This is a genomic window from Pseudomonas sp. No.21 (assembly GCF_054558415.1).
The window spans coordinates 234,090-253,908 of sequence record NZ_BAAJNO010000008.1 but is presented as its reverse complement, the minus strand read 5'-3'; the positions used below and the strand labels follow the sequence as shown (position 1 = coordinate 253,908).

Genomic DNA, 19,819 nt, shown 5'->3' with positions numbered 1-19,819 from the left:
AAACCGCATGACCGCCAGGCTGACCGGCCTCACCGGCACCCCGCAACCCACGGCCTACTCGCTGCCCCGCGACGGCCACACCGTATTCCGCTGGCAGGAGCCGCCGCAGCAGCCCACGGTCGAGGCCGAGCGCCTGCTGCGCAAGCAGCGCCTGGCCGGCTCCTTCCGCCTGTTCGCCCGCCACGGCTTCGACATGGGCGGCGCCGGGCACATCACCGTGCGCGACCCGGAGTTTCCCGACCACTTCTGGGTCAACCCGGTGGGCGTGTACTTCGGCCATATCCGCGTCTCCGACCTGCTGCTGGTCAATCCCCACGGCGAGATCGTCGAAGGGCAGGGCGCACTCAACCTCGCCGCCTTCGCCATCCACGCCGCATTGCATGAGGCGCGCCCGGACGTGGTCGCCGCCGCCCACGCCCATTCGCTCTATGGCAAGGCCTGGTCCAGCCTCGGGCGCCTGCTCGACCCGCTGACCCAGGACGCCTGCGCCTTCCACGGCAAGCACGCGCTGTTCGACAACTTCACCGGCGTGGTGCTGGAAGCCAGCGAGGGCGCACGCATCGCCGCCACCCTGGGGCCGAGCAACGTCGCGCTGATCCTGCAGAACCACGGCCTGCTCACCGTCGGCCGCACCGTGGAGGCAGCCGTCTGGCGCTTCATCGCCCTGGACAACGCCGCCCACGCCCAGCTGCTGGCCGAGGCCGCCGGCACGCCCCGGCCCATTCCCCCGGCCGTGGCCGAACACACCGCGCGCCAGGTGGGCACCGAATTCGGCGGCTGGTTCAGCTTCCAGCCCTACTGGGACCGCCTGTTGCGCGACGAGCCCGACTTCCTCGACTGATTGCAAGGAGCCCCCATGAACCGCCGTCACTTCCTCCAGTATTCCGCCCTGGCCGGGCTCGCCTGCGCGTTGCCCACGGCCTTCGCCCGGGACTGGAACGGCATCGGCCTGAACGTGGCCACCTACAAGGGCGCGGCGCCCACCTTCTTCGACGAGGCGGGCATCGAGCGCCCGCCCTACACGGTGAAGTACGCCGAGTTCAACGGCGGCAACCTCGGCTTCGAGGCGCTGATCAGCGGCACCCTGGACCTGGCGCCCATGAGCGAGATCCCGCCCATCTTCGGCATCAGGAACCAGGCGCCGGTGAAGCTCATCGCCGTGCTCACCGGCGACGTCAACAACCAGGCCTTCGTGGTGCCCAAGGGCTCGGCCATGCAGTCCCTGGCGGAGCTGCCGGGCAAGCGCGTGGGCTACATCCGCTCCACCTCCTCGCACTACATGCTGCTGCGCGCGCTCAAGGAGCAGGGTCTGACCCTGGCCGACATCCAGCCCTTCGCGCTGACGCCCCAGGACGGTTTCGCCGCCTTCCAGAACGGCAACCTGGATGTCTGGGTGACCTTCGGCTACTTCATCCAGCTCGCCGAACTGCGCAGCGGCGCGCGGGTGCTGCGCACGGGGCAGGGGTATCTCTCCGGCAACTACGTGATCGCCGCCAACCAGCGCGCCATCGACGACCCGGGCAAGCGCGCCGCCATCGAGGACTACGTCCAGCGCGAGTACCGTAGCTGGCAATGGGTGCAGCACAACCCGGAGGCCTGGGCGGCCAAGAGCGAGAAGATCCTCGGCATCCCCCGCGAGGTCTTCCTCGCCCAGTACAAGGCCCAGAGCGGGCCCCGCGTGCTGCAGGCGGTGGACGACGCCGCCGTGCGCTCCCAGCAGGCCGTGGCCGACACCTTCTTCGAGGCCGGTGTGCTGCCACAGCGGCTGGATGTGGCGCCGTTGTGGGATCGGAGCTTCCGCTGGGGCTGATGGGCTCGCTGTTTTTCAATGGGTATCCGCATGTGCGGGGATGGCGTGGGGTGCGTACGGCCTTCCCCACAACCGTCACCCTCGCGAACGCGGGGGCCTACTGGACCAAGCCGGGTTTCACCCGACCTACGATTGCCCGCAAGGACACGGCCCCATGCACCTCAAGCCAACCCTGATCGCCCTGGCACTGCTCACCGGCAGCGCCCAGGCTGCCGACGTCCCGCCCGCTATCCGCGCCCTCCACGAGCGGCTGCTGGTGCTCGACAGCCACCTCGACACCCCCATGCAACTGGCGCGGCCCGGCTGGGACATCAGCCAGCGCCACCGCTACGCCGACGACCTGTCCCAGGTCGACCTGCCGCGCATGCGCGAGGGCGGGCTGGATGGCGGCTTCTTCGCCGTGTTCACGCCCCAGGGCCCGCGCACGGCGGAAGGGCACACCCTGGCCAGCGAGCACGGATTGGCGGTGATCACCCGCATCCGCGACATGGTCGCCGCGCGGCCCGATGAGCTCGCCCTGGCCACGCGGGCGGAGGAGGTGCCCGGCATCGTCGCCTCCGGCCGCCGCGTGGTGCTGATCAGCATGGAGAACGCCGAGCCCCTGGCCGCCGACCCGGGCCGTCTGGCCACCTACCGGCGCCTGGGGCTGCGCATGCTCGGCCTGGTGCACGCGCAGAACAATTCATTCGCCGACTCGGCCACCGCGCTGCCGGAATGGCACGGCCTCAGCCCGGCCGGGCGCGAACTGGTGGGGGAGGCCAACCGGCTGGGGATTCTCATCGATGTGTCCCATGCCTCCGACGCGGTGTTCGACCAGGTGCTGGCGCTGTCCCGCGCCCCGGTCATCGCCTCGCACTCCGGCGCCCGCGCCATCGGCCCGCACCCGCGCAACCTCGACGACGCGCGGCTGCGCAGGCTCGCGGAAAAGGGCGGCGTGATACAGGTCAACAGCTTCCCCAGCGACCTGGTCCCCCGGCCGCCAAACCCCGAGCGGGACAAGGTCCTCGGCCCGCTCTACCGCGAGTTCCGCCTGGCCGCCAGCCTCTCCCCGGAACAGGTGGCCGACCTCGCCCGACGCATCCGCGAGGCCGATGCCCGCTACCCGTTGCCGCCCACGCGCCTGGACGACTTCATGGCGCACCTGCTGCACATCCTCGACGTGGTCGGCCCGCAACACGTCGGCATCGGCGCCGACTGGGACGGTGGCGGCGGCGTGGAAGGCCTGCGCGACGTCAGCGACCTGCCACGCATCAGCCAACGCCTGCTCGCCGCCGGCTACAGCGAGCAGGACCTCGCCGCGATCTGGGGCGGCAACCTGCTGCGGGTGTTGGCGGCAGCGGAAGCAAACGCCGCCTCGAAGTAGCCCGGGCTTCAACCTGGGAACGAAGCCTGTGGCATCCCCGGACTGAAGTCCGGGCTACGGCGCCGAGCGCAGCGAGGCCCAACGCAGTGATCGCCGACACCGCTATTTGTCAGGGCGGTCCGTCTTGGGTGCTGCAGCGATCGCCATGCTGATCGCATACCCAGGTGATGTATTGCGCCCAGAGCCGTCTGTATGGATTCTCTGGACTCATGCTGCCCATTGCCGGAAGAACATGGTTGTGCAGAGCACCGACCCAGAAGGATGGGGTCTTGTAATCAAGAAGGGCCATTGGGAAGACTGCGAAAGGTATTGCGGGTAGCAGCACTGCGGCCGCAGTAGTCACATAGGCTGCTATGCGCAGCGAGACTTTCCTTTTCATCTGTTCTCCATGTCCCCGATATCCCCGGATTGAAGTCGGGGCTAAAAAAGATGGGTGCTCGTCGGAAGACTGGTGAGGCGCAGGGTCAATGAACCTCGTACCTTGGCAGCACGTTCATGTTGTAGGTCGCGGTAAAACTATGCCCCGTGTCATTCCTGCGGATCAGAACCAGGGCGTAGCCCGCATCACCCTCGGGCGCCGGCAGCCAAATTATCGAAGCCTCCCGGTAGCCATCGTCCGTACCTCTCCAGTCGTCCTTGGCAATCAGTTCACTTAGCCGGAACCATCTACCGCTTTCCCTGGCAAACAGATAGGACAGGGTGTTCATGTGCGCGGTGTGCGTAACCAACTCGGAGCAGGCCATCTCGAATTCGAGAGCTTCCTCCGAACTCCAGCTGACTATGCCCTCTGCCCAGTGATCCTTTCCCAGTTCATAGCTGAGGGTGGTGAAACCATCGGGATGCTCCACGAATCCGGGTTGTTTCTTGAGCGTTTCTGCCGAGCGCTCCGCGTCCTCTCGAGAGGCATACGCGCCAATGATTCGATGGTCTCGAATCCCGTCTGATGATTCACAGATGTGCATGAGCAGATAGATATGCATGGTCCTGGTCATAAGCTTTGGTGATTGGCTGAAACGGCGATCGTAACCACTGCGGTTGGAGTGCGCCCAGTGCGTCTGCAAGGTTGGAGTGGACGGTAGCCCGGGCTTCAGCTCGGGAACGAAGCCTGTGGCATCCCCGGACTGAAGTCCGGGCTACGGACCGTAGGTTGGCGCCGAGCGTAGCGAGGCCCAACGCAGTGATCGCCGACACCGCAACGTTGGGCTTCGTGCCTCAGCCCAACCTACGGTGGTGCCATGCCCTTCGCGAGCAGAGCTCGCTCCTACGATCGCCATCCCATTTCCCCCTTCGCTCGCGCCAACACCGCGTCGCCCGTGCCTTGGGGTACGTGGGCATGATGTTTCAAGATGATTATGCGTTTCGCGCAATATGCAGATTGATAAAAATGAAACATTTTAATATTTGCATATGCTCAAAATGTATTTCTCTTATCAAATTCCGCCCCATAGGATGGCTCCACATAGAGCGATTTCGAAGCTCTTGGATGTGAATCTATAACCGGATGCGATATCCGGGTGCAGCCAGGGAAGGGCGCCATCGGGCGAGCCGTGCCTGGTGGAAGGGAATCAAGGAGAGTGCCTGCAATGCCTTTGACCAGACGACAGCTCATCGCCCGCATCGGTGCCGTTGGGGGCTACCGCGCCGCCATGGCGGCCATGGGTGTGCTCGGGGTGATGAGCCCGGCCACGGGTGCCAGCCAGGAGACCTACGCGGCGCTGCAACCGGCCAGCAGCCTGGGGCAGGGTGCCAGCGTCACCGTGGTCGGCGCCGGTATCGGCGGGCTGGTGGCGGCCTACGAGCTGCGCAAGGCGGGGTTCACCGTGACCCTGCTGGAGGCCCGCGAGCGGGTCGGCGGGCGCAACTGGACGCTGCGCCGTGGCGATCGCGTCGAGTACACCGACGGCACCACCCAGGTCGCCGAGTTCGACGAAGGCTTCTACTTCAACGCCGGCCCCGCGCGCCTGCCCAGCCACCACCAGCTGATGCTCGGCTACTGCCGCGAGCTGGGCGTGGAGCTGGAGGTGCTGGTCAACACCAGCCGCAACGCCCTGGTGCGCCCGGACTTGTCCGCGCCGCCGATGCAGATCCGCCAGGCGGTGAACGACAGCCGTGGCCACATCGCCGAGCTGCTGGCCAAGGCGGTCAACCGCCAGGCCCTGGACCAGGAGCTGAACGCAGCCGACCGGCAGAACCTGCTGGGTTTCCTCAAGACCTGGGGTGACCTGTCGGAGAAGCTCGACTACCTCGGCTCGGCGCGCTCCGGCTACAAGGTCTGGCCTGGTGCCGGCGACCAGGTGGCGCAGAAGAACGAGCCGCTGCCGCTGCGCACGCTGCTCAACCCGGCCCTGGGCACGGCGCTGATGATCGACGAATACCCGGAGTTCTCGCCCACCATGTTCCAGCCGGTGGGCGGCATGGACCGCATCCCGGCGGCCTTCCAGCGCCACCTGCAGCCGTCCCTGCGCCTGGGTGCGGAGGTGCGCTCCATCCGCAACCACGAGGACCGCGTGGAGATCGGCTACCGCGACCGCCGCAGCGGCCGCGAGCAGCAGGTGACCAGCGACTACGCGGTGATCGCGCTGCCGCTGCCGCTGCTGGCGAAGGTCGACAGCAACTTCACCGCGCCGGTGCGCCAGGCGATCTCGGCGGTGCAGTTCGGCTACGCCAACAAGGTGGCCTGGCAGTCGCGGCGCTTCTGGGAGACCGACTACCAGATCTACGGCGGGCTTTCCTTCATCAACCAGGAAGCCTCCGGGCTCTGGTACCCCAGCGGTGGCTTCAACCAGGCCGAGGGCATCCTCATTGCCGCGTACAACAACGGCGAGGTGGCGCGCAAATTCGGCGACAAGACCATCGACGAGCAGATCGCCCTGTCGCGCCAGGCCGTGGAGCTGCTGCACCCCGGCCACGGGCAAGACCTGCGCAAGCCACTGGCTATCGCCTGGAACCGCATTCCCCACAGCCTCGGCCCCTGGATCAGCCACGAGGTGGCGGAGCCGGACTACGGCCTGCTCAACCAGGCCCAGGGCCGCGTGCACCTGACCAGCGACGGCCTCGCCCACAGCGGCGTGGGCATCTGGCAGGAGGCCGCCGCCGGCGCTGCCCGGCGCGTGGTGCGGAACATCTTCGAGCGTGCGCAAGGCACGTCGCAACACCGGCAAACGGCCTGAACCACGCCGCGCCGCATCCATAACCAGATCCACCTGCCAGGTAGCGGACCTCCGAGGCTGGCGCCAACACAGACCTTGGAGCTTTCGCGATGCCTTTCAAACATGCCCTTCTGGGGTTGGGGGTCCTTTTCGCCACCGTCGGCCAGGCCGCGGAGATCGAGCGGGTGCCCTCGACCTATCCCAACTCGCCGATCCTGCAGTCGGCGACCCTGCCGCCGGGCACGGCGCTGACCTTCGTCTCCGGCATCCTCCCGGACCCGGCCGACCCCAAGGCCGCCAAGGATGACCTGCGCGCCGCCGGCGACACCGAGGCGCAGACCGTCGCCGTGCTGCGCAAGGTGGAGGCCGCCCTGGCCCCGCGCGGCCTCGGCCTGGGCGATGTGGTGCAACTGCGGGTGTACCTGGTGGGCGACCCGAAACTGGACGGGCGCATGGACTTCGAGGGCCTGCAGCGCGGCTTCCGGCAGTTCTTCGGCAGCGAGAAGCAGCCGCTGAAGCCGACCCGCACCACGGTGCAGGTGGCCGGCCTGGTGCTGCCCGGCGCGCTGATCGAAGTCGAGGCGATGGCCGCCAAGGCCCGCTGACCCAATCCCCCACAGATCGAGCCAGATGCGGCCGGGTTGCGGTCGCCTACAGGAAGTCCCGTGATGCGTAACGCCTTCAGCAAGACCTTCTCGCTTTCCCCCCTCAGCGCCGCGCTGCTCCTCGCCCTGGGCGGCGAGGCGCTGGCCGCCAGCGACCCGACCCTGTCCACCGTGGTGGTGACCGGCGTGCGCGGCAGCCAGCAGCGCACCGTGACCGACAGCCCCGCGCCGGTGGACGTGATCTCCGGCGAGCAGTTGAAGACCAGCGGCCAGAACGGCCTCAAGGACATGCTCACGCGCCTGCTGCCGTCCTTCAACGCACCCACCATCAACGGCGGCGGCACCGCCTTCCTGGTGCGCGGCATCAGCATGCGCGGCCTGGGCGGTGACCAGGTGCTGATCCTGGTGAACGGCAAGCGCCGCCACAACACCGCGATGATCAACAACAACGCCCGGGTCGGCACCGCCGCCGTGCCGGTGGACCTGGACCTGATCCCCACCGCCGCCATCGAGCGCATCGAGGTGCTGCGCGACGGCGCCGCCGCCCAGTACGGCTCCGACGCCATCGCCGGGGTGATCAACATCATCCTCAAGAAGGACGCCGAGGGGATCACTTCGGACAGCTCCCTCGGCCAGTACTACAGCGGCGACGGCACCACCGGCCACGAGGCCGCCAACTTCGGTTTCGGCCTGGGGGAGGGCGGCTTCTTCAACCTTTCCTTCGACGCCAAGGTGCAGGAGCCCTACGACCGCGCCGGCGCCGTGCGCGGCAACTTCGGCACCCTGGAGAACGGCCAGCCGGACCCGCGCATCACCCAGCGCCACGGCTGGGGCGAGGAGTACGGCCTGGGCCGTGACCGCACCTACAGCAGCGCCTACAACCTGGAGCTGCCCCTGGGCGAGGACCTCAAGCTCTACTCCTTCTCCACCCTCAGCTACCGCGACGGCAAGAAGGTGCTCGGCCACCGCGCGCCCACCGACATCACCGCCACCAACTGGCTGGCCAACCAGCCGTACCCCAAGGGCGGCCAGGCCACCCGCGAGGTGAACGAGACGGACTACCAGTTCCTCGCCGGGCTCAAGGGCCTGGCCGCCGACTGGGACTGGGACCTCTCCACCAGCTACGGCCGCGACAAGGCCAAGCTCTACACCGACAACAACCTCAACCTCTCCAACGGGCCGGATTTCAGCCAGCGGCGTTTCCACCTGACTGACGAGATCTTCGACCAGTGGACCACCAACCTGGACCTGACCCGCGCGCTGGACATCGGCCTGGACAGCCCCCTGGAAACCTCCGCCGGCATCGAATACCGCTGGGAGAAGTACGAACTCACCGAGGGCGAGCCCAACTCCTACAACTACGGCAACTACGTGATTCCCAGCGGCAGCCTGGCCGGGCGCCGACCCGACCCGGGCCTGTTCTCGGTCAACGGCACCACCCCCGAGGACGCCGGCGACATGATCCGCCACAGCGGCGCCGCCTATGTGGACTTCGGCCTCAACGTCACCCCGCAGTGGTACAACGCCTTCGCCCTGCGCTACGAGCGCTACAACCAGGACATCGGCGAGACCCTCAGCGGCAAGTTCACCACCCGCTACGAGTTCGCCCCGGGCTACGCGGTGCGGGCGGCGGTGAGCAACGGCTTCCGCGCGCCGTCCCTGGCGCAGAACGTGTTCTCCTCCACCAGCTCGGTCACTATCTTCGGTGCCGGCGGCTCCACCACCACCGCGCGCACCAAGCAGATGCGCCCCGGCTCGCCGGAAGCCATCGCCCTCGGTGCCAAGGCCCTGGAACCGGAAACCTCGCGCAACTACAGCCTGGGCTTCACCGCCGAGCCCACCGACCGCCTGCGCCTGACCGCCGACTTCTACCTGATCGACATCGACGACCGCATCCTGCAGACCGGCGTGCTCACCGGCCCGGCGGTGTCGGCGATCCTGGTGGCCAACGGCCTGTCGCCGAACCTCTCCGGCCAGTACTTCGCCAACGCCGCCGACACCCGCACCAAGGGCGTCGACCTGGTGGCCGAGTACCGCCAGCCGCTGGACGAATACGGCACCGTGCGCTGGAGCCTGGCCTACAACCGCAACAAGACCACCATCCGCGACCTGGCCGAGACGCCGTCCGAGCTGTCCAGCCTGGGTTCCGGCTACGTGCTGTTCGACCGCCAGCAGCAGACCGACCTGACCAAGGCCACGCCCAAGGACAAGTGGATCCTCAACACCAACTACAAGGTGGACGACTGGACCCTGAACCTGACGCTGACCCGCTACGGCGAGTACACCGAGGGCTCGAACATCCCGGCCAACGACCGCACCTACAGCGCCAAGTGGATCACCGACATCGACGTCGCCTACGACGTCACCCAGAACCTCACCGTGGCCCTGGGCGCCAACAACCTGTTCGACGAATACCCGGACAGCATCGGCATCGTGCCCTGGGCCGGCACCTACGAGTACGGGATGTTCTCCCCGTACGGGCTGGGTGGCGGCTACTACTACGGCCGCGTGAGCCTGGCGTTCTGATGATGGGCAAGGGCCATTTGCTGGCGGGCCTCCTGTGCCTGGCGCTGGGGGCTGCCCCCGCGCTGGGCGCCGAGGCGCTGCGCGTGTCGAGCCAGAAGAACTCGCTGCAGGTGCTGCTGCAGGCCGCCGGCGAGCTGGAGTCGGTGCCGTACCCCATCGAGTTCGCCGCCTTCGGCGCGGCGGCGCCCACGGCCGAGGCCCTGAGCGCCGGCGCGGTGGATGTCGGCACCCTGGGCGTCGCGCCCTTCGTCTTCGCCGCCTCGGCCGGTGCCGGGTTGAAGACGGTGGGCGTGGTGCGCCTGAAGGTCACGCCCACGGCGGTGGCCATCGTCGTGCCCGAAGGCTCGCCGCTCACCGATGCCGCGTCCCTGGTGGGCACGCGCATCACCACCACGCGCGGCTCCATCGGCCATTACCTGGCGCTGGCGGCGCTGCGCTCGGTGGGCCGCAGCGGGCGCGATGCGACGTTCGTGTTCCTGCAGCCGGGGGAGTCCCGCAGCCTGCTGGCCAACGGCGGGGCGGATGCCTGGGCCACCTGGGACCCGTACACCAGCATGGTGCAGCTGGAAGGCGGCACGCGGGTTGTGGTCAGCGGGGAAGGGCTGTTCGCCGGCAACATGCTGCTGGTGGCCAACCCGGCGGCGATCCGCGACAAGCCGGAGCAACTGCGAGACTTCCTCCAGCGCGTCGGCCGCGCCTGGGACTGGGCCAATGCCCATGTCGAGGCCTTCTCGGCGATCCAGGCGCGCCAGAGCGGCCTGCCGCTGGAGGTGCACCTGCGCTCCAACCGATATTCGCAACCCAGGCGCGTGGACGTGGACGAGGCCCTGGTCAAGGACCTCGCCGACACCGCCCGGCTGTACCAGGACGAGGGTGTGATCGGCCCGGGATTCGAAGCCGAAACCCAGGTGGATCAACAGTTCAACAGTGCCCCGTAAGTTGGCCTTGAGCGCATTTCAAGTTGCTGTTTCCCGCAACTTTTAACTGTAACTTTCATGATCTTCATGCGAGGCGTTAATAGTTGTTCGAGTTGAATTGAAATAACCCCGTATTAATTGGAAACAAAGTTTGGATGCTAGAAAAAATCGATATTTCACAAGCCCTTGGCACTTGTTGAATATGCAAGTCAGGTGATCGTCCGATCACGCGCACATAACAGGCAGGGACGCCTGCCGTTAATCCGAATGACAACTTCTATGGATACGCAAGGAGTCTTCATGCTGACCATTACCACGGTCGAAGAACTGACCGCAGCGCATATACACGATGTTATCCACGCCCGCACTTACGGGATTCTCATAAAAGGCTTCGCTTCGGCCGATACCGTGGCCCTGGCGCTCGACCGCCTGAGCCGCCACGAGCTGCGCGGCGCCTTCAGCGAGCAGACCGAATTCGTGCGCCTGGGCAAGGCCTATATCGAGATCGGCGACGAGGCCAGCCGGGTCGACTACCACGCCCAGGCCATCACCAATATCCGCAAGATCCGCAGCGTGTTCAGCCCGTTGGCATCGCCCATCGACGAGCTGCGCCTGCTGCTCGACGAGGTCTGGCCCAAGGGCGCGCGGCTGCTGGATGTGAACGGCGAGAAGTGCTTCGTCGGCATCGCCCGCTTCCAGGGCAACGGCGTCGACCTCACCCCGCACACCGACAACCTGGAACGCAACGCGCCCCAGGACCACGAGCCGAAGCTGCTGACCCAGCTCTCCACCAACATCTACCTGCAGATACCCGAGGACGGCGGCGAGCTGGAGATCTGGGGCATCCACCCCGACGAGATCGAGTACGACCGCCTGCGCGGCGAGCGCGCCTATGGCATCGAGCGCCACCTGCTGCCGCCGCCGGACCTGGTGGTCAAGCCCGAGCCCGGCGACCTGATCTTCCTCAACCCCCGGCTGATCCACGCGGTGCGCCCCTCGGCCACCGCCACCCGGGTCACCCTCGGCGTATTCATCGGCTATTTCGGCGACGACCAGCCCCTTGCCTACTGGAGCTAAAGACATGAGCGATGTGGAAGCGATCAACCTCAAGGCCTATTTCAACAAGGGTGGCGAAGAACTGGACTTCACCGGCAAGCGCTGCGTGCTGGCCGTGAGCGTGGGCCAGGAGTACCACGAGGAGCAGAAGCTCAGTTCCACCGTGCACCTGATCAACAAGTCCGGCTTCAGCCGGGTGAAGGTGGTGGTGGCCGACACCCTGCAGCGCCACAACAAGCACGGCAAATCCCCGGGCGAGGCGCTCTCCGCCTCGATCCGCGACGGCGACGCCTGGCTGGCGCGCAACCGCAAGTACCTGGCCGGCCTGGAGGCGCCGGTGACCATCAGCCGCTGGAACCAGGAGCTGGCCTCCGACCGCTACGCGGAGCTGCGCCAGCAGGTGGACCAGCTCTACCGCGAGAGCGAGGACCTGCGCGGCGCCATCGAGGCCACCATCGGCGTGTTCATCGAGCGCCTGCGATTGCGCGACCCGGACGCCGACGTCGAGCGCGCGGCCGCCCAGTGCCGCGAGTACATCCTGGAGGAGGTGCCGATCATCCTCCCGCTGTGGGCGGAGGAGGGCTACGACTACGTGATCTACCCGCAGCAGATGACCAATGCCATGGCCACCGCCCGGCGCCTGCTGATCGAGCCCCACGCGCCGGACCGGGTGCACTGGCTGCCGCTGAAGTTCAAGAAGCGCGGCATCCCGATCCCCTTCACCCTGCCGGGCGCCGTGCACCCGGCCTGGGCGGGGAGTGCGATTGCGATCTGACTGTTTCAGGAAGGGCGGCTTGCGCCGCCATCGCGAATGAATTCGCTCCCACACGGCACGATCGCTCCCTGTAGGGGCGAATTCATTCGCCCAGCGATGCGCCGCATCGCCAACCCACCCAGCACACAGCCGGAGGGTTGATGAACCACCTGTGGGAGCGGATTCATCCGCGAAAAAAGCAGCCCCAAGGGCTGCCTGGGCGAATGAATTCGCCCCAACCAGAGGGCCCCACGCCACACGGACGACGGCCTCCACCCCCTGTCATGACGGAAGGAGTTCCCATGAGCGTTTTTGCGCAACAGCAACGCAAATGGTGGGCCTTGCTCGGTGTGAGCATCGCCAGTTTTCTCGGCTGCGTGGATTTCACCATCGTCAACACCGCGCTGCCGGCCCTGCAGGCCGACCTCGGTGCTTCGGTGGAAAGCCTGCAATGGGTGATCAACGGCTTCATCCTCGCGCTCTCCAGCACCATGGTGCTGGTGGGCCGGCTGGCCGACCTGCATGGCCGCCGGCGGGTGCTGAATATCGGCCTCACCGTATTCGGCCTGGCCTCCCTCGGTGCCGGGCTGGCCACCAGCATCGATGCGCTGGTGGCGGCGCGGGTGGCCCAGGGGCTGGCCTGTGCGGTGCTGTACACGGCCTCCGGCGCCATCGTCTCGGCCACCTTCGCCAGCGAGGAGCAGGGCAAGGCCTTCGGCGTGCTGTTCGGCGTCAACGGCGTCGGCCTCGCCGTGGGGCCGGTGCTCGGCGGGGTGATCACCAGCGCCTTCGGCTGGCAGTGGATCTTCCTGGTCAACGTGCCCTTCGTGCTGCTCAGCCTGGCGATCATCGCCCTGGCGGCGGACGAATCCCGTGCCGAGCAGGACGGCGCGCGGCTCGACTGGGCCGGTGCAGCGCTGCTGCTGGTGGGCCTGCCGAGCCTGGTGCTGGTGATCGTCCAGGGCGGTGCCTGGGGTTGGGCCTCGGCCACCACCCTGGGCCTGATCGGCCTGGCCGCGCTGGCCTTCGTCGCCTTCGTCGCGGTGGAGCTGCGGGTGCGCGCGCCCATCGTCGACCTGCGCCTGTTCGCCAACCGCCGCTTCGTCGCTGCGGTGACTGCCAGCTTCGGCCTGGCGTTGTTCTACTGCGTGGCCTTCTTCGTGATGCCGCTGTACCTGTCGCTGATCCGTGGCGAGAGCGTGCAGGCCAGCGGCCTGCTGCTGCTGCCCACCACCCTGGGCGTGGCGCTGCTGTCGCCAGTGGTGGGGCGGCTGGTGGACCGCAAGGGCCCGGCGTTGCTGATCCAGGCCGGGCTGCTGTTCTTTGCCCTGTCGGCCTTGCTGCAGGCCGGCTTCGCCGAGGGCACCTCGCTGCCGTACCTGCTGGGCGCCTTCGCGGTGATGGGGCTGGGCTGGGCCTGCATCCTCGGGCCGTCCACGGTGCTGGGCATCTCCTCGGTGCCGCAGCAGGTGGGCTCGGTGGCCATGGGTTCGCTGATGACCCTGCACAACGTCGGCGGCGGCCTCGGGCTGGCGGTCGGCGTGGGCCTCTACCGCGCATTCGCTGCCCACGCCCTGGCCGGCTCCACGGGCGTGGCGGCCGATACCGACTGGCTGGCCCGTGCGGCCGCCGCGCCGGAGCAGGGCGTGGCACTGCTGGGCGAGCACCTGGTGCAGGCCCCCGAGGTGCTGCAGGGCTGGGTGCACGGCGCCTTCCTCCAGGGCTACCAGGCGGTGATGCTGTTCCTCGCCGCCAGCGTGCTGCTGGTCTGGGCCAGCGTTGCCGTGCTGCTGCGGGCCAAGGCAACCGCGCCTGCCGAGGCGGCTGCCGAGCAGGAGCCCAGCCATGGCAAGGCGTGACGGTCGCCTGCGCCTGGGGGCCTTTCTCTCCGGCTCCGGCGCCCATGCCGGCAGCTGGCGCCACCCCCGGGCGGACGCCGACGCCTCGATCAACTTCGAGCGCTACCGGCACTACGCCCAGACCCTGGAACGTGGGCGCTTCGATGCGCTGTTCCTCAACGACAACGTGGCGGTGGGCGAGCTGGACCCGCGCGTGCTGCGCAGCAGCGCCTACAGCCTGCGCTGGGACCCCTTGACCCTGCTGCCGGCGCTGGCGGTGACGACCCGGCACATCGGCCTGATCGCCACCGCCAACACCAGCTACAACGAGCCCTACACCATCGCCCGCAAGTTCGCCTCGCTGGATCACCTGTCCGGCGGCCGTGCCGGCTGGAACCTGGTGACGGCGCTGATCGGCGGGGAGAACTACAACCGCGCCGAGCACCTGCAGCATGCCGACCGCTACGCGCGCGCCGGGGAGTTCTTCGAGGTGGTCACCGGGCTCTGGGACAGTTGGGCCGACGACGCCTTCCCCCTGGACAAGGCCTCCGGCACCTGGCTGGAACCGGCGCGCATGCGCGTGCTCGACCACGAAGGCAAGCACTTCCGCGTGCGCGGCCCGTTGAATGCGCCCCGGCCGCTGCAAGGCTGGCCGGTGATCGCCCAGGCCGGCTCCTCCGAGGCTGGCCGCGCCCTGGCAGCGCGCACCGCCGAGCTGGTGTTCACCGCCCAGCAGACCCTGGAGGAGGGCAAGGCCTTCCACGCCGATATCCACCAGCGCCTGGCGTTGGCCGGGCGCGAGGAGGGCGAACTCAAGGTGTTCCCCGGCCTGGCCCCGGTGGTGGGGCGCACCGCCAGCGAAGCCGAGGAAAAGCACGAGCAACTGCAGGCGCTGGTGGACCCGGAGGCGGCGCTCAAGGCGCTGTCCTTTCTGGTGGACATCGGCATCGACCTGGAACGCCTGCCGCCGGACGCGCCCGTGGTATTGCCCGATCCCTTGCCAGTCACCGAACGCCACAAGAGCCGCCAGCAACTGGTGATCGACCTGATCCGCCGCGAGAAACCCACCGCCGCACAGCTGCTGCGCACGCTCGGTGCCGGCGGCCATCGCCTGCTGGTGGGCACGCCGAGCCAGATAGTCGAGGAGATGGCCTGCTGGTACGAAGAGCGCGCGGCGGATGGCTTCAACCTGCTGTTCACCCACCTGCCGGGCGGTCTGGAGGACTTCGTCGACCTGGTGATCCCGGAGCTGCAGCGTGTGGGGCTGTTCCGCCGCGAATACGAAGGTCGCACCCTGCGCGAGAACCTCGGCCTGCAGCGCGTCGCCAACCGGCATTTCGCCTAGCGCGGCCAGGCTGTCGGAATGCCCGGACTGCAATCCGGGCGTTCCGCTCCGGCGTGGTGATCGAGGCCGAAGAGCGGTAGATTTCCCGCTTTCATCACGGAGCGGCAGCACATGGACAACCCTTTCCAATCCCCGACCACCGATGTCCCCACGGAGAAGGGCGGCAGCACGTCGAGCCCGGCATCCCTCGCGCTGCGCCTGGCGATCCTGGCGTTCCGCATCGAGAAGGCGTGACCGGACATGGGCGCCTGGGGTGCGGGGCTGTATTCCGATGATACGACCTGTGATGTGCGGGATGACTACATCCAGCACCTGAAGCACGGGTTTTCCCACGGCGAGGCCTGTGAGAAGGTCCTGGGCCGCCATGCCGCACGGCTGGGCGAGCCTGAGGTGGCCTGCCTGGTGTACGTCGCCCTGGCCGACACGGCCTGGAAGTACGGCCGGCTGGACGAGACGCTCAAGGACAAGGCGCTGTCGCTGCTGCGCGCGGGCGGGGACCTGTTCGTGTGGGAGCGCGATGCGCCGCGGGATGTGCCGGCCCGTCGCAAGACTCTCAAAGCACTCGAAGCCAGGCTGGCGACCCCTCAGCCGGCGGAAAAGCCTGTGAAGGTGTCGCCGCCCAAGCCCAGGAAGATCCGTACCACGGCGCCTGTGGGCTCGGTCTTTTCGCTGGCATTGCCCAGCCAACGCCAGGCACTGCTGGTCCTGGTGGGCTTCGTCGAGCTGGAGAAGAGCATCGACCCGGTGTTCTCGGTCCTGGCGCAGCCCGTCGCCTCAGCTGAATCCCTGCCCATTCGAATCGCTGGCGATGCCCCGATACTGGTGCTCTCGAAGGGCCTTCGGCAGCCATTCCAGCACGTGGCGATCCTGCCCCGGGATGAACGAAAGGACATCCTCAGCGGGCTGACGCCCCTGGACATCACCGTCGAGCCCGCGCTGCCGTTCCAGCGGGAGCACACGGTGTGGCTGGCATTGGGGCGCATTGCCAGCGAGGTCGACGCTCACCTGTGAAGCCGGCGACGACGGGGGAGGGGGCGAACCTTTTCCACCATCAACGGATTGCCATGCAGGCCTGCTGAAAGGGCCTGAACGTCCTCTGACACAAAGGAACTGTGCGTGATGAACAAGACTGTACTGGCCGCCCTGGCTCTGGTGTTTCCGCTGCTGGCCAAGGCCGAAGTGGCGGTGATATTCGACGGTGCCGGCACCTGCGACGGCTGCGCGCAGACGGTCGCCGAGCTGTTGAAGAAGGAGCGCTACACCGTCCGCCTGGTGGATGAAGACCACCTGAGCGCCGATGTGCTCGAGGACGCCGATCTCTACGTACAACCGGGCGGTTCGGACGACATCATGGACACCTTGTCGGAGCTGTCCGCCAGCCAGGTGCAGGCCATCCGCGACTTCGTCGCCCAGGGTGGCCAGTACCTGGGCATCTGTGCCGGCGGCTACCTGGCAGGGGGCTATGCCGACGAGAAGGAAGGCGTGCCGGCCTTTGGCCTGGTCGAGCTGGCGGAGGTCGACCAGGAAATCCCGAAGGACAACGCGGCGCAGTTCATCTCCATCCAGCTGCCCGCAGGTCACGAGCAGCGCGACGTCTACTACCAGGCCGGGCCGCATTTCGGCAGCCGGCTCCCGGCGGGTGCCGAGGCGATGGCGTACTACACGAAATCCCGGCGCATCGCCGCGCGAATCTCGCCCTACGGCAACGGCACGGTCGGTCTCATCGGCCCGCATTACGAAGCGGACAGCGCCTGGTACGCAGCCGACGGACTACCGCCCGATGCGAAGCAGCACCAGGACCTTCTGCTTGCGATGCTGGCGCAGATGAAACTGCGGCACGAGCCATGATCCCGCGCTGCACGGCTGCAGTTGCCGCGTCACCTGCCTGGTGATGACTGCCGCCTAAGCCACCGGCTCGGCTCCCAGGGTTGGCGCCGAGGGTGGCGGGCCGTGTATCAGCCCGCCCTATGCACGGCCCTGAAGGATGGGTCGAGCTCGGCCGCCGTCGTTGCCGATGGGGCTCGCCTGGCTCAACGCCATCCTGCGAGGGAAGGCCATGGGCGCCTGGCGCATTGCACTGCGCAAACGCGCACGGCTCAATCCATCACCACATGGGGCAGGAAGCGGCTGGTGTCCTTGGTGATCAGGCTGTCGTCCTCGCGAATGCCCATGCCGGAGGCGGTGTCGCCAACCACCCAGGAGCCGATCAGGGTGTAGCTGTCGCCGAAGCGGGGCAGGGGGGAGAACTGCTGGAGGATGTAGGGCGCATCGGTGTACGGGCCGTCCTGCACCACCACGTGGTCCTCCAGGGTGCGGATCTCGATGTTGGCGCCCTCGCGGGAGAAGAACGGCTTGCGCACCCAGCCCCTTGGCACCGGCGTGCGCGGGTCGGCGTCAACCCGGGCGGGCAGGAGGTTGGGGTGGCCTTCGTTGAATTTCCACAACAATGGCAGGATGCCCTTGTTGCTGATGATCGACTTCCAGGCCGGCTCCACGAACTGGGTGTCGCACCCCGGTACGGCCTTGCCGAAGTCTTCGCTGAAGATGTGTTCCCAGGCGTGCAGCTTGAACAGCCGGGGAATCCACTGCCCCTGCAGGTCGACGAAGCGGCCGTCGCCGGTGAGGCCGATGTCCTCGATGTCGATGTGCCGCGCATCGATGCCGGCCAGGCGCGCCATCTGTGCGAGGAAGTCGGTGGTGCCCCGGTCTTCCACCGAGCCTGCGATGGCGGAGAAATGGAAGGGGATTTCCTTGCTGAAGGTGCCGAACGCGCGGATCAGGTCCTCGGCCAGGGTGTTGAACTGGTCGGCGTCGCCGGGCAGCACGCCACGGCGTATCTGGTCTTCCAGCCAGAGCAGTTGCACCGAGGCGCATTCGAGCAACGAGGTGGGCGTGTCGGCGTTGATCTCCAGCAGCTTGGCCGGACCGCTGCCGTCGTAGCTGAAATCCATGCGGCCGTAGAGGTGCGGGTGCCCCTCGCGCCAGGACGTGCGGACCAGATCGAAGAACGCCGGCGGTATCGCCAGGCCGGTGAGCAGCTCCTCGCTCTCCACCACGCGCTGCACCACGTCGAGGCACATCTCGTGCAACTCGCGGGTGGGTTGCTCGATATCACGGGTCACCTGCTCGCGGGTGAAGAGGTAGTAGCCGCGCTCATCCCAGTAGCGTTCGCCGTCGATGGTGTGGAACAGGAAGCCTTCGCGCTCGACCTGTGCCTGCCAGCCCGGACGTTCTTCGATGCTGATCTTCTTCATGAGCGGTGTCAGCCCCCGAATCCGGAACCGCCGGTCTTGCCACCCCAGCCACCGCGGGCGTTTGCCTGGGAGCCGAAACCGCCGCGGGAGATGGTGGACGCCACCGCCGAGCCACTGGTGCCGGCCTTGCTGCTCAGGCTCTTGCCCAGGGTCTGCTGGGTGTAGGTCGATGTCGGGCTGTTGCGCGCCTGGCTGGAGCGGCTGAACGTCTTGCCCTGTTCGATCTGGCGGGACAGCGTGGAGGTGCTGTAGGTGCCCCGGGCGTCGCGGTAGCGGTAGATCGGCTGGGAGTAGTAGTGGTTGCCGCCGCTGCCCATCATCTGGCCGATGAGGATGCCGGTGAGCAGGCCGTTGTCGCTGTGGCCGGTGCTCTGCACCACCTGCTGCTCGGCCTGCTCGTAGGCAGTGCGGGACACCTCGTTGGTCATCGACAGCTCGAAGCCCCCCAGGCGCGGCATGAACTGGCCGTTGGAGGTGGGCAGGCAGTAGTTGGCCACGAAGTCGGCGTCGCACGCGGCCTGGCTGTCATAGGTCGGGGCGATCTGCTTGTGATCGGCCATGGCCGTCATGTACGCGTCCGAGCAGACGTCGACCGGGAACTTGTCGTCCACGCAGGCCTGCACGTTCTCGAAGGTCTTGGTCGCGGTGATCTGCACCGTGTCCTGCGGGTCGTTGCACCCGGCCAGGGTCAGCGGCAGGGTGCCGGCAAGCACCAACTGGATGGAATTGCGCTTTCTCATCTGGGTCTCCTTGCGCTGCCGGTGATCAGGTCGATGGGGTCATGCAGGCGGAGTTGAGCAGGCCAATGCTGATGGCCACGGCGCCGGAGTAGATGGCAGCGGCGTGCTCGCCCCTGGAAATGCGGCCGGGCAGGTCCTTGAGCACCAGGCTGGTGACGAAGAACGCCAACAGCTGGACGACCGCGGCGATCACGACCCAGACGACGAAATCGAGGACGCTGACGCTGTAGGTGATGATGTTGCTGGCCGGCAGGGCGAAGCCGATCAGCGAACCGGCCAGGGCGATGGCGGCGGCGCTGTTGCCTTCGCGGATCAGGGCGAACTCGCGGTGCGGGGTCACGCGGGTGTAGATGAACTGGAACAGGGCGAACAGCGCCGCCGCAACCAGGATGTAGATGACGAAGCCGATGACGGCGGTGGAGTTGAGCGACATGCGGAGCGCGTCGAGCATGGTGGATCTTC

18 protein-coding genes are annotated in these 19,819 nt (G+C 67.5%); 14 read left to right on the top strand and 4 right to left on the bottom strand.

Annotated features, from left to right (window positions below; translation table 11 throughout):
* Nucleotides 1-7: 7 nt before the first annotated feature.
* The 3 genes from ACYJSS_RS18555 to ACYJSS_RS18545 all read left to right on the top strand — a co-directional run bounded on the left by ACYJSS_RS18555 (nucleotide 8) and on the right by ACYJSS_RS18545 (nucleotide 3,173).
* Complete coding sequence (locus tag ACYJSS_RS18555) at nucleotides 8-841, top strand: class II aldolase/adducin family protein (protein WP_074971354.1); 834 nt, start codon at nucleotides 8-10, stop codon at nucleotides 839-841.
* 15 nt (nucleotides 842-856) lie between these two features.
* Nucleotides 857-1,810 (top strand): ABC transporter substrate-binding protein, encoded by a 954-nt coding sequence (locus ACYJSS_RS18550; protein ID WP_111261844.1) that lies wholly within the window; start codon nucleotides 857-859, stop codon nucleotides 1,808-1,810.
* Nucleotides 1,811-1,964: 154 nt separating this feature from the next.
* Entirely contained in the window at nucleotides 1,965-3,173 is a 1,209-nt protein-coding gene (locus ACYJSS_RS18545) for a dipeptidase (RefSeq protein WP_111261843.1), read from the top strand.
* A 464-nt stretch (nucleotides 3,174-3,637) separates the two neighbouring features.
* On the opposite strand, the gene ACYJSS_RS18540 is transcribed toward ACYJSS_RS18545, so the two are convergent.
* A complete protein-coding gene (locus tag ACYJSS_RS18540; protein WP_178082958.1) occupies nucleotides 3,638-4,153 on the bottom strand; it encodes a DUF7336 domain-containing protein in 516 nt (171 codons plus the stop codon).
* A 603-nt stretch (nucleotides 4,154-4,756) separates the two neighbouring features.
* On the opposite strand from ACYJSS_RS18540, the gene ACYJSS_RS18535 reads away from it, so the two are divergent.
* The 11 genes from ACYJSS_RS18535 to ACYJSS_RS18485 all read left to right on the top strand — a co-directional run bounded on the left by ACYJSS_RS18535 (nucleotide 4,757) and on the right by ACYJSS_RS18485 (nucleotide 17,211).
* On the top strand, nucleotides 4,757-6,343 hold the full coding sequence (locus ACYJSS_RS18535) for a flavin monoamine oxidase family protein (protein WP_111261842.1): 1,587 nt from the start codon (nucleotides 4,757-4,759) through the stop codon (nucleotides 6,341-6,343).
* A gap of 89 nt (nucleotides 6,344-6,432) precedes the next feature.
* On the top strand, nucleotides 6,433-6,927 hold the full coding sequence (locus tag ACYJSS_RS18530) for a RidA family protein (RefSeq protein WP_111261841.1): 495 nt from the start codon (nucleotides 6,433-6,435) through the stop codon (nucleotides 6,925-6,927).
* Nucleotides 6,928-6,990: 63 nt separating this feature from the next.
* A complete protein-coding gene (locus tag ACYJSS_RS18525; RefSeq protein WP_111261840.1) occupies nucleotides 6,991-9,453 on the top strand; it encodes a TonB-dependent receptor plug domain-containing protein in 2,463 nt (820 codons plus the stop codon).
* Nucleotides 9,454-9,455: 2 nt separating this feature from the next.
* Complete coding sequence (locus tag ACYJSS_RS18520; RefSeq protein WP_236204848.1) at nucleotides 9,456-10,391, top strand: aliphatic sulfonate ABC transporter substrate-binding protein; 936 nt, start codon at nucleotides 9,456-9,458, stop codon at nucleotides 10,389-10,391.
* A gap of 279 nt (nucleotides 10,392-10,670) precedes the next feature.
* A complete protein-coding gene (locus ACYJSS_RS18515) occupies nucleotides 10,671-11,447 on the top strand; it encodes a 2OG-Fe(II)-dependent halogenase WelO5 family protein (protein WP_236204849.1) in 777 nt (258 codons plus the stop codon).
* Nucleotides 11,448-11,451: 4 nt separating this feature from the next.
* Nucleotides 11,452-12,201 carry a tRNA-dependent cyclodipeptide synthase gene (locus tag ACYJSS_RS18510; RefSeq protein WP_111261837.1) on the top strand — a complete coding sequence of 250 codons (750 nt, stop codon included), beginning with the start codon at nucleotides 11,452-11,454 and terminating at the stop codon, nucleotides 12,199-12,201.
* A gap of 281 nt (nucleotides 12,202-12,482) precedes the next feature.
* Nucleotides 12,483-14,039, top strand: a complete 1,557-nt coding sequence (locus ACYJSS_RS18505; protein ID WP_236204850.1) for a DHA2 family efflux MFS transporter permease subunit — start codon at nucleotides 12,483-12,485, stop codon at nucleotides 14,037-14,039.
* Entirely contained in the window at nucleotides 14,026-15,363 is a 1,338-nt protein-coding gene (locus ACYJSS_RS18500; protein ID WP_236204851.1) for an LLM class flavin-dependent oxidoreductase, read from the top strand. The genes ACYJSS_RS18505 and ACYJSS_RS18500 overlap by 14 nt, the downstream gene beginning before the upstream one ends.
* Before the next feature lie 111 nt (nucleotides 15,364-15,474).
* Nucleotides 15,475-15,597 (top strand): hypothetical protein, encoded by a 123-nt coding sequence (locus ACYJSS_RS18495; protein ID WP_275672216.1) that lies wholly within the window; start codon nucleotides 15,475-15,477, stop codon nucleotides 15,595-15,597.
* A 6-nt stretch (nucleotides 15,598-15,603) separates the two neighbouring features.
* A complete protein-coding gene (locus tag ACYJSS_RS18490; protein WP_236204852.1) occupies nucleotides 15,604-16,374 on the top strand; it encodes a hypothetical protein in 771 nt (256 codons plus the stop codon).
* 108 nt (nucleotides 16,375-16,482) lie between these two features.
* On the top strand, nucleotides 16,483-17,211 hold the full coding sequence (locus ACYJSS_RS18485) for a BPL-N domain-containing protein (RefSeq protein ID WP_236204853.1): 729 nt from the start codon (nucleotides 16,483-16,485) through the stop codon (nucleotides 17,209-17,211).
* 248 nt (nucleotides 17,212-17,459) lie between these two features.
* Here ACYJSS_RS18485 and ACYJSS_RS18480 read toward each other — a convergent pair whose 3' ends face one another.
* The 3 genes from ACYJSS_RS18480 to ACYJSS_RS18470 are packed head-to-tail and all read right to left on the bottom strand — an operon-like array spanning nucleotide 17,460 to nucleotide 19,808.
* On the bottom strand, nucleotides 17,460-18,617 hold the full coding sequence (locus ACYJSS_RS18480) for a glutathionylspermidine synthase family protein (RefSeq protein WP_236204854.1): 1,158 nt from the start codon (nucleotides 18,615-18,617) through the stop codon (nucleotides 17,460-17,462).
* A gap of 8 nt (nucleotides 18,618-18,625) precedes the next feature.
* Nucleotides 18,626-19,357 carry a DUF1190 domain-containing protein gene (locus ACYJSS_RS18475; protein WP_111261831.1) on the bottom strand — a complete coding sequence of 244 codons (732 nt, stop codon included), beginning with the start codon at nucleotides 19,355-19,357 and terminating at the stop codon, nucleotides 18,626-18,628.
* Between the two features lie 25 nt (nucleotides 19,358-19,382).
* Nucleotides 19,383-19,808 (bottom strand): DUF350 domain-containing protein, encoded by a 426-nt coding sequence (locus ACYJSS_RS18470; protein ID WP_111261830.1) that lies wholly within the window; start codon nucleotides 19,806-19,808, stop codon nucleotides 19,383-19,385.
* Nucleotides 19,809-19,819: the final 11 nt, after the last annotated feature.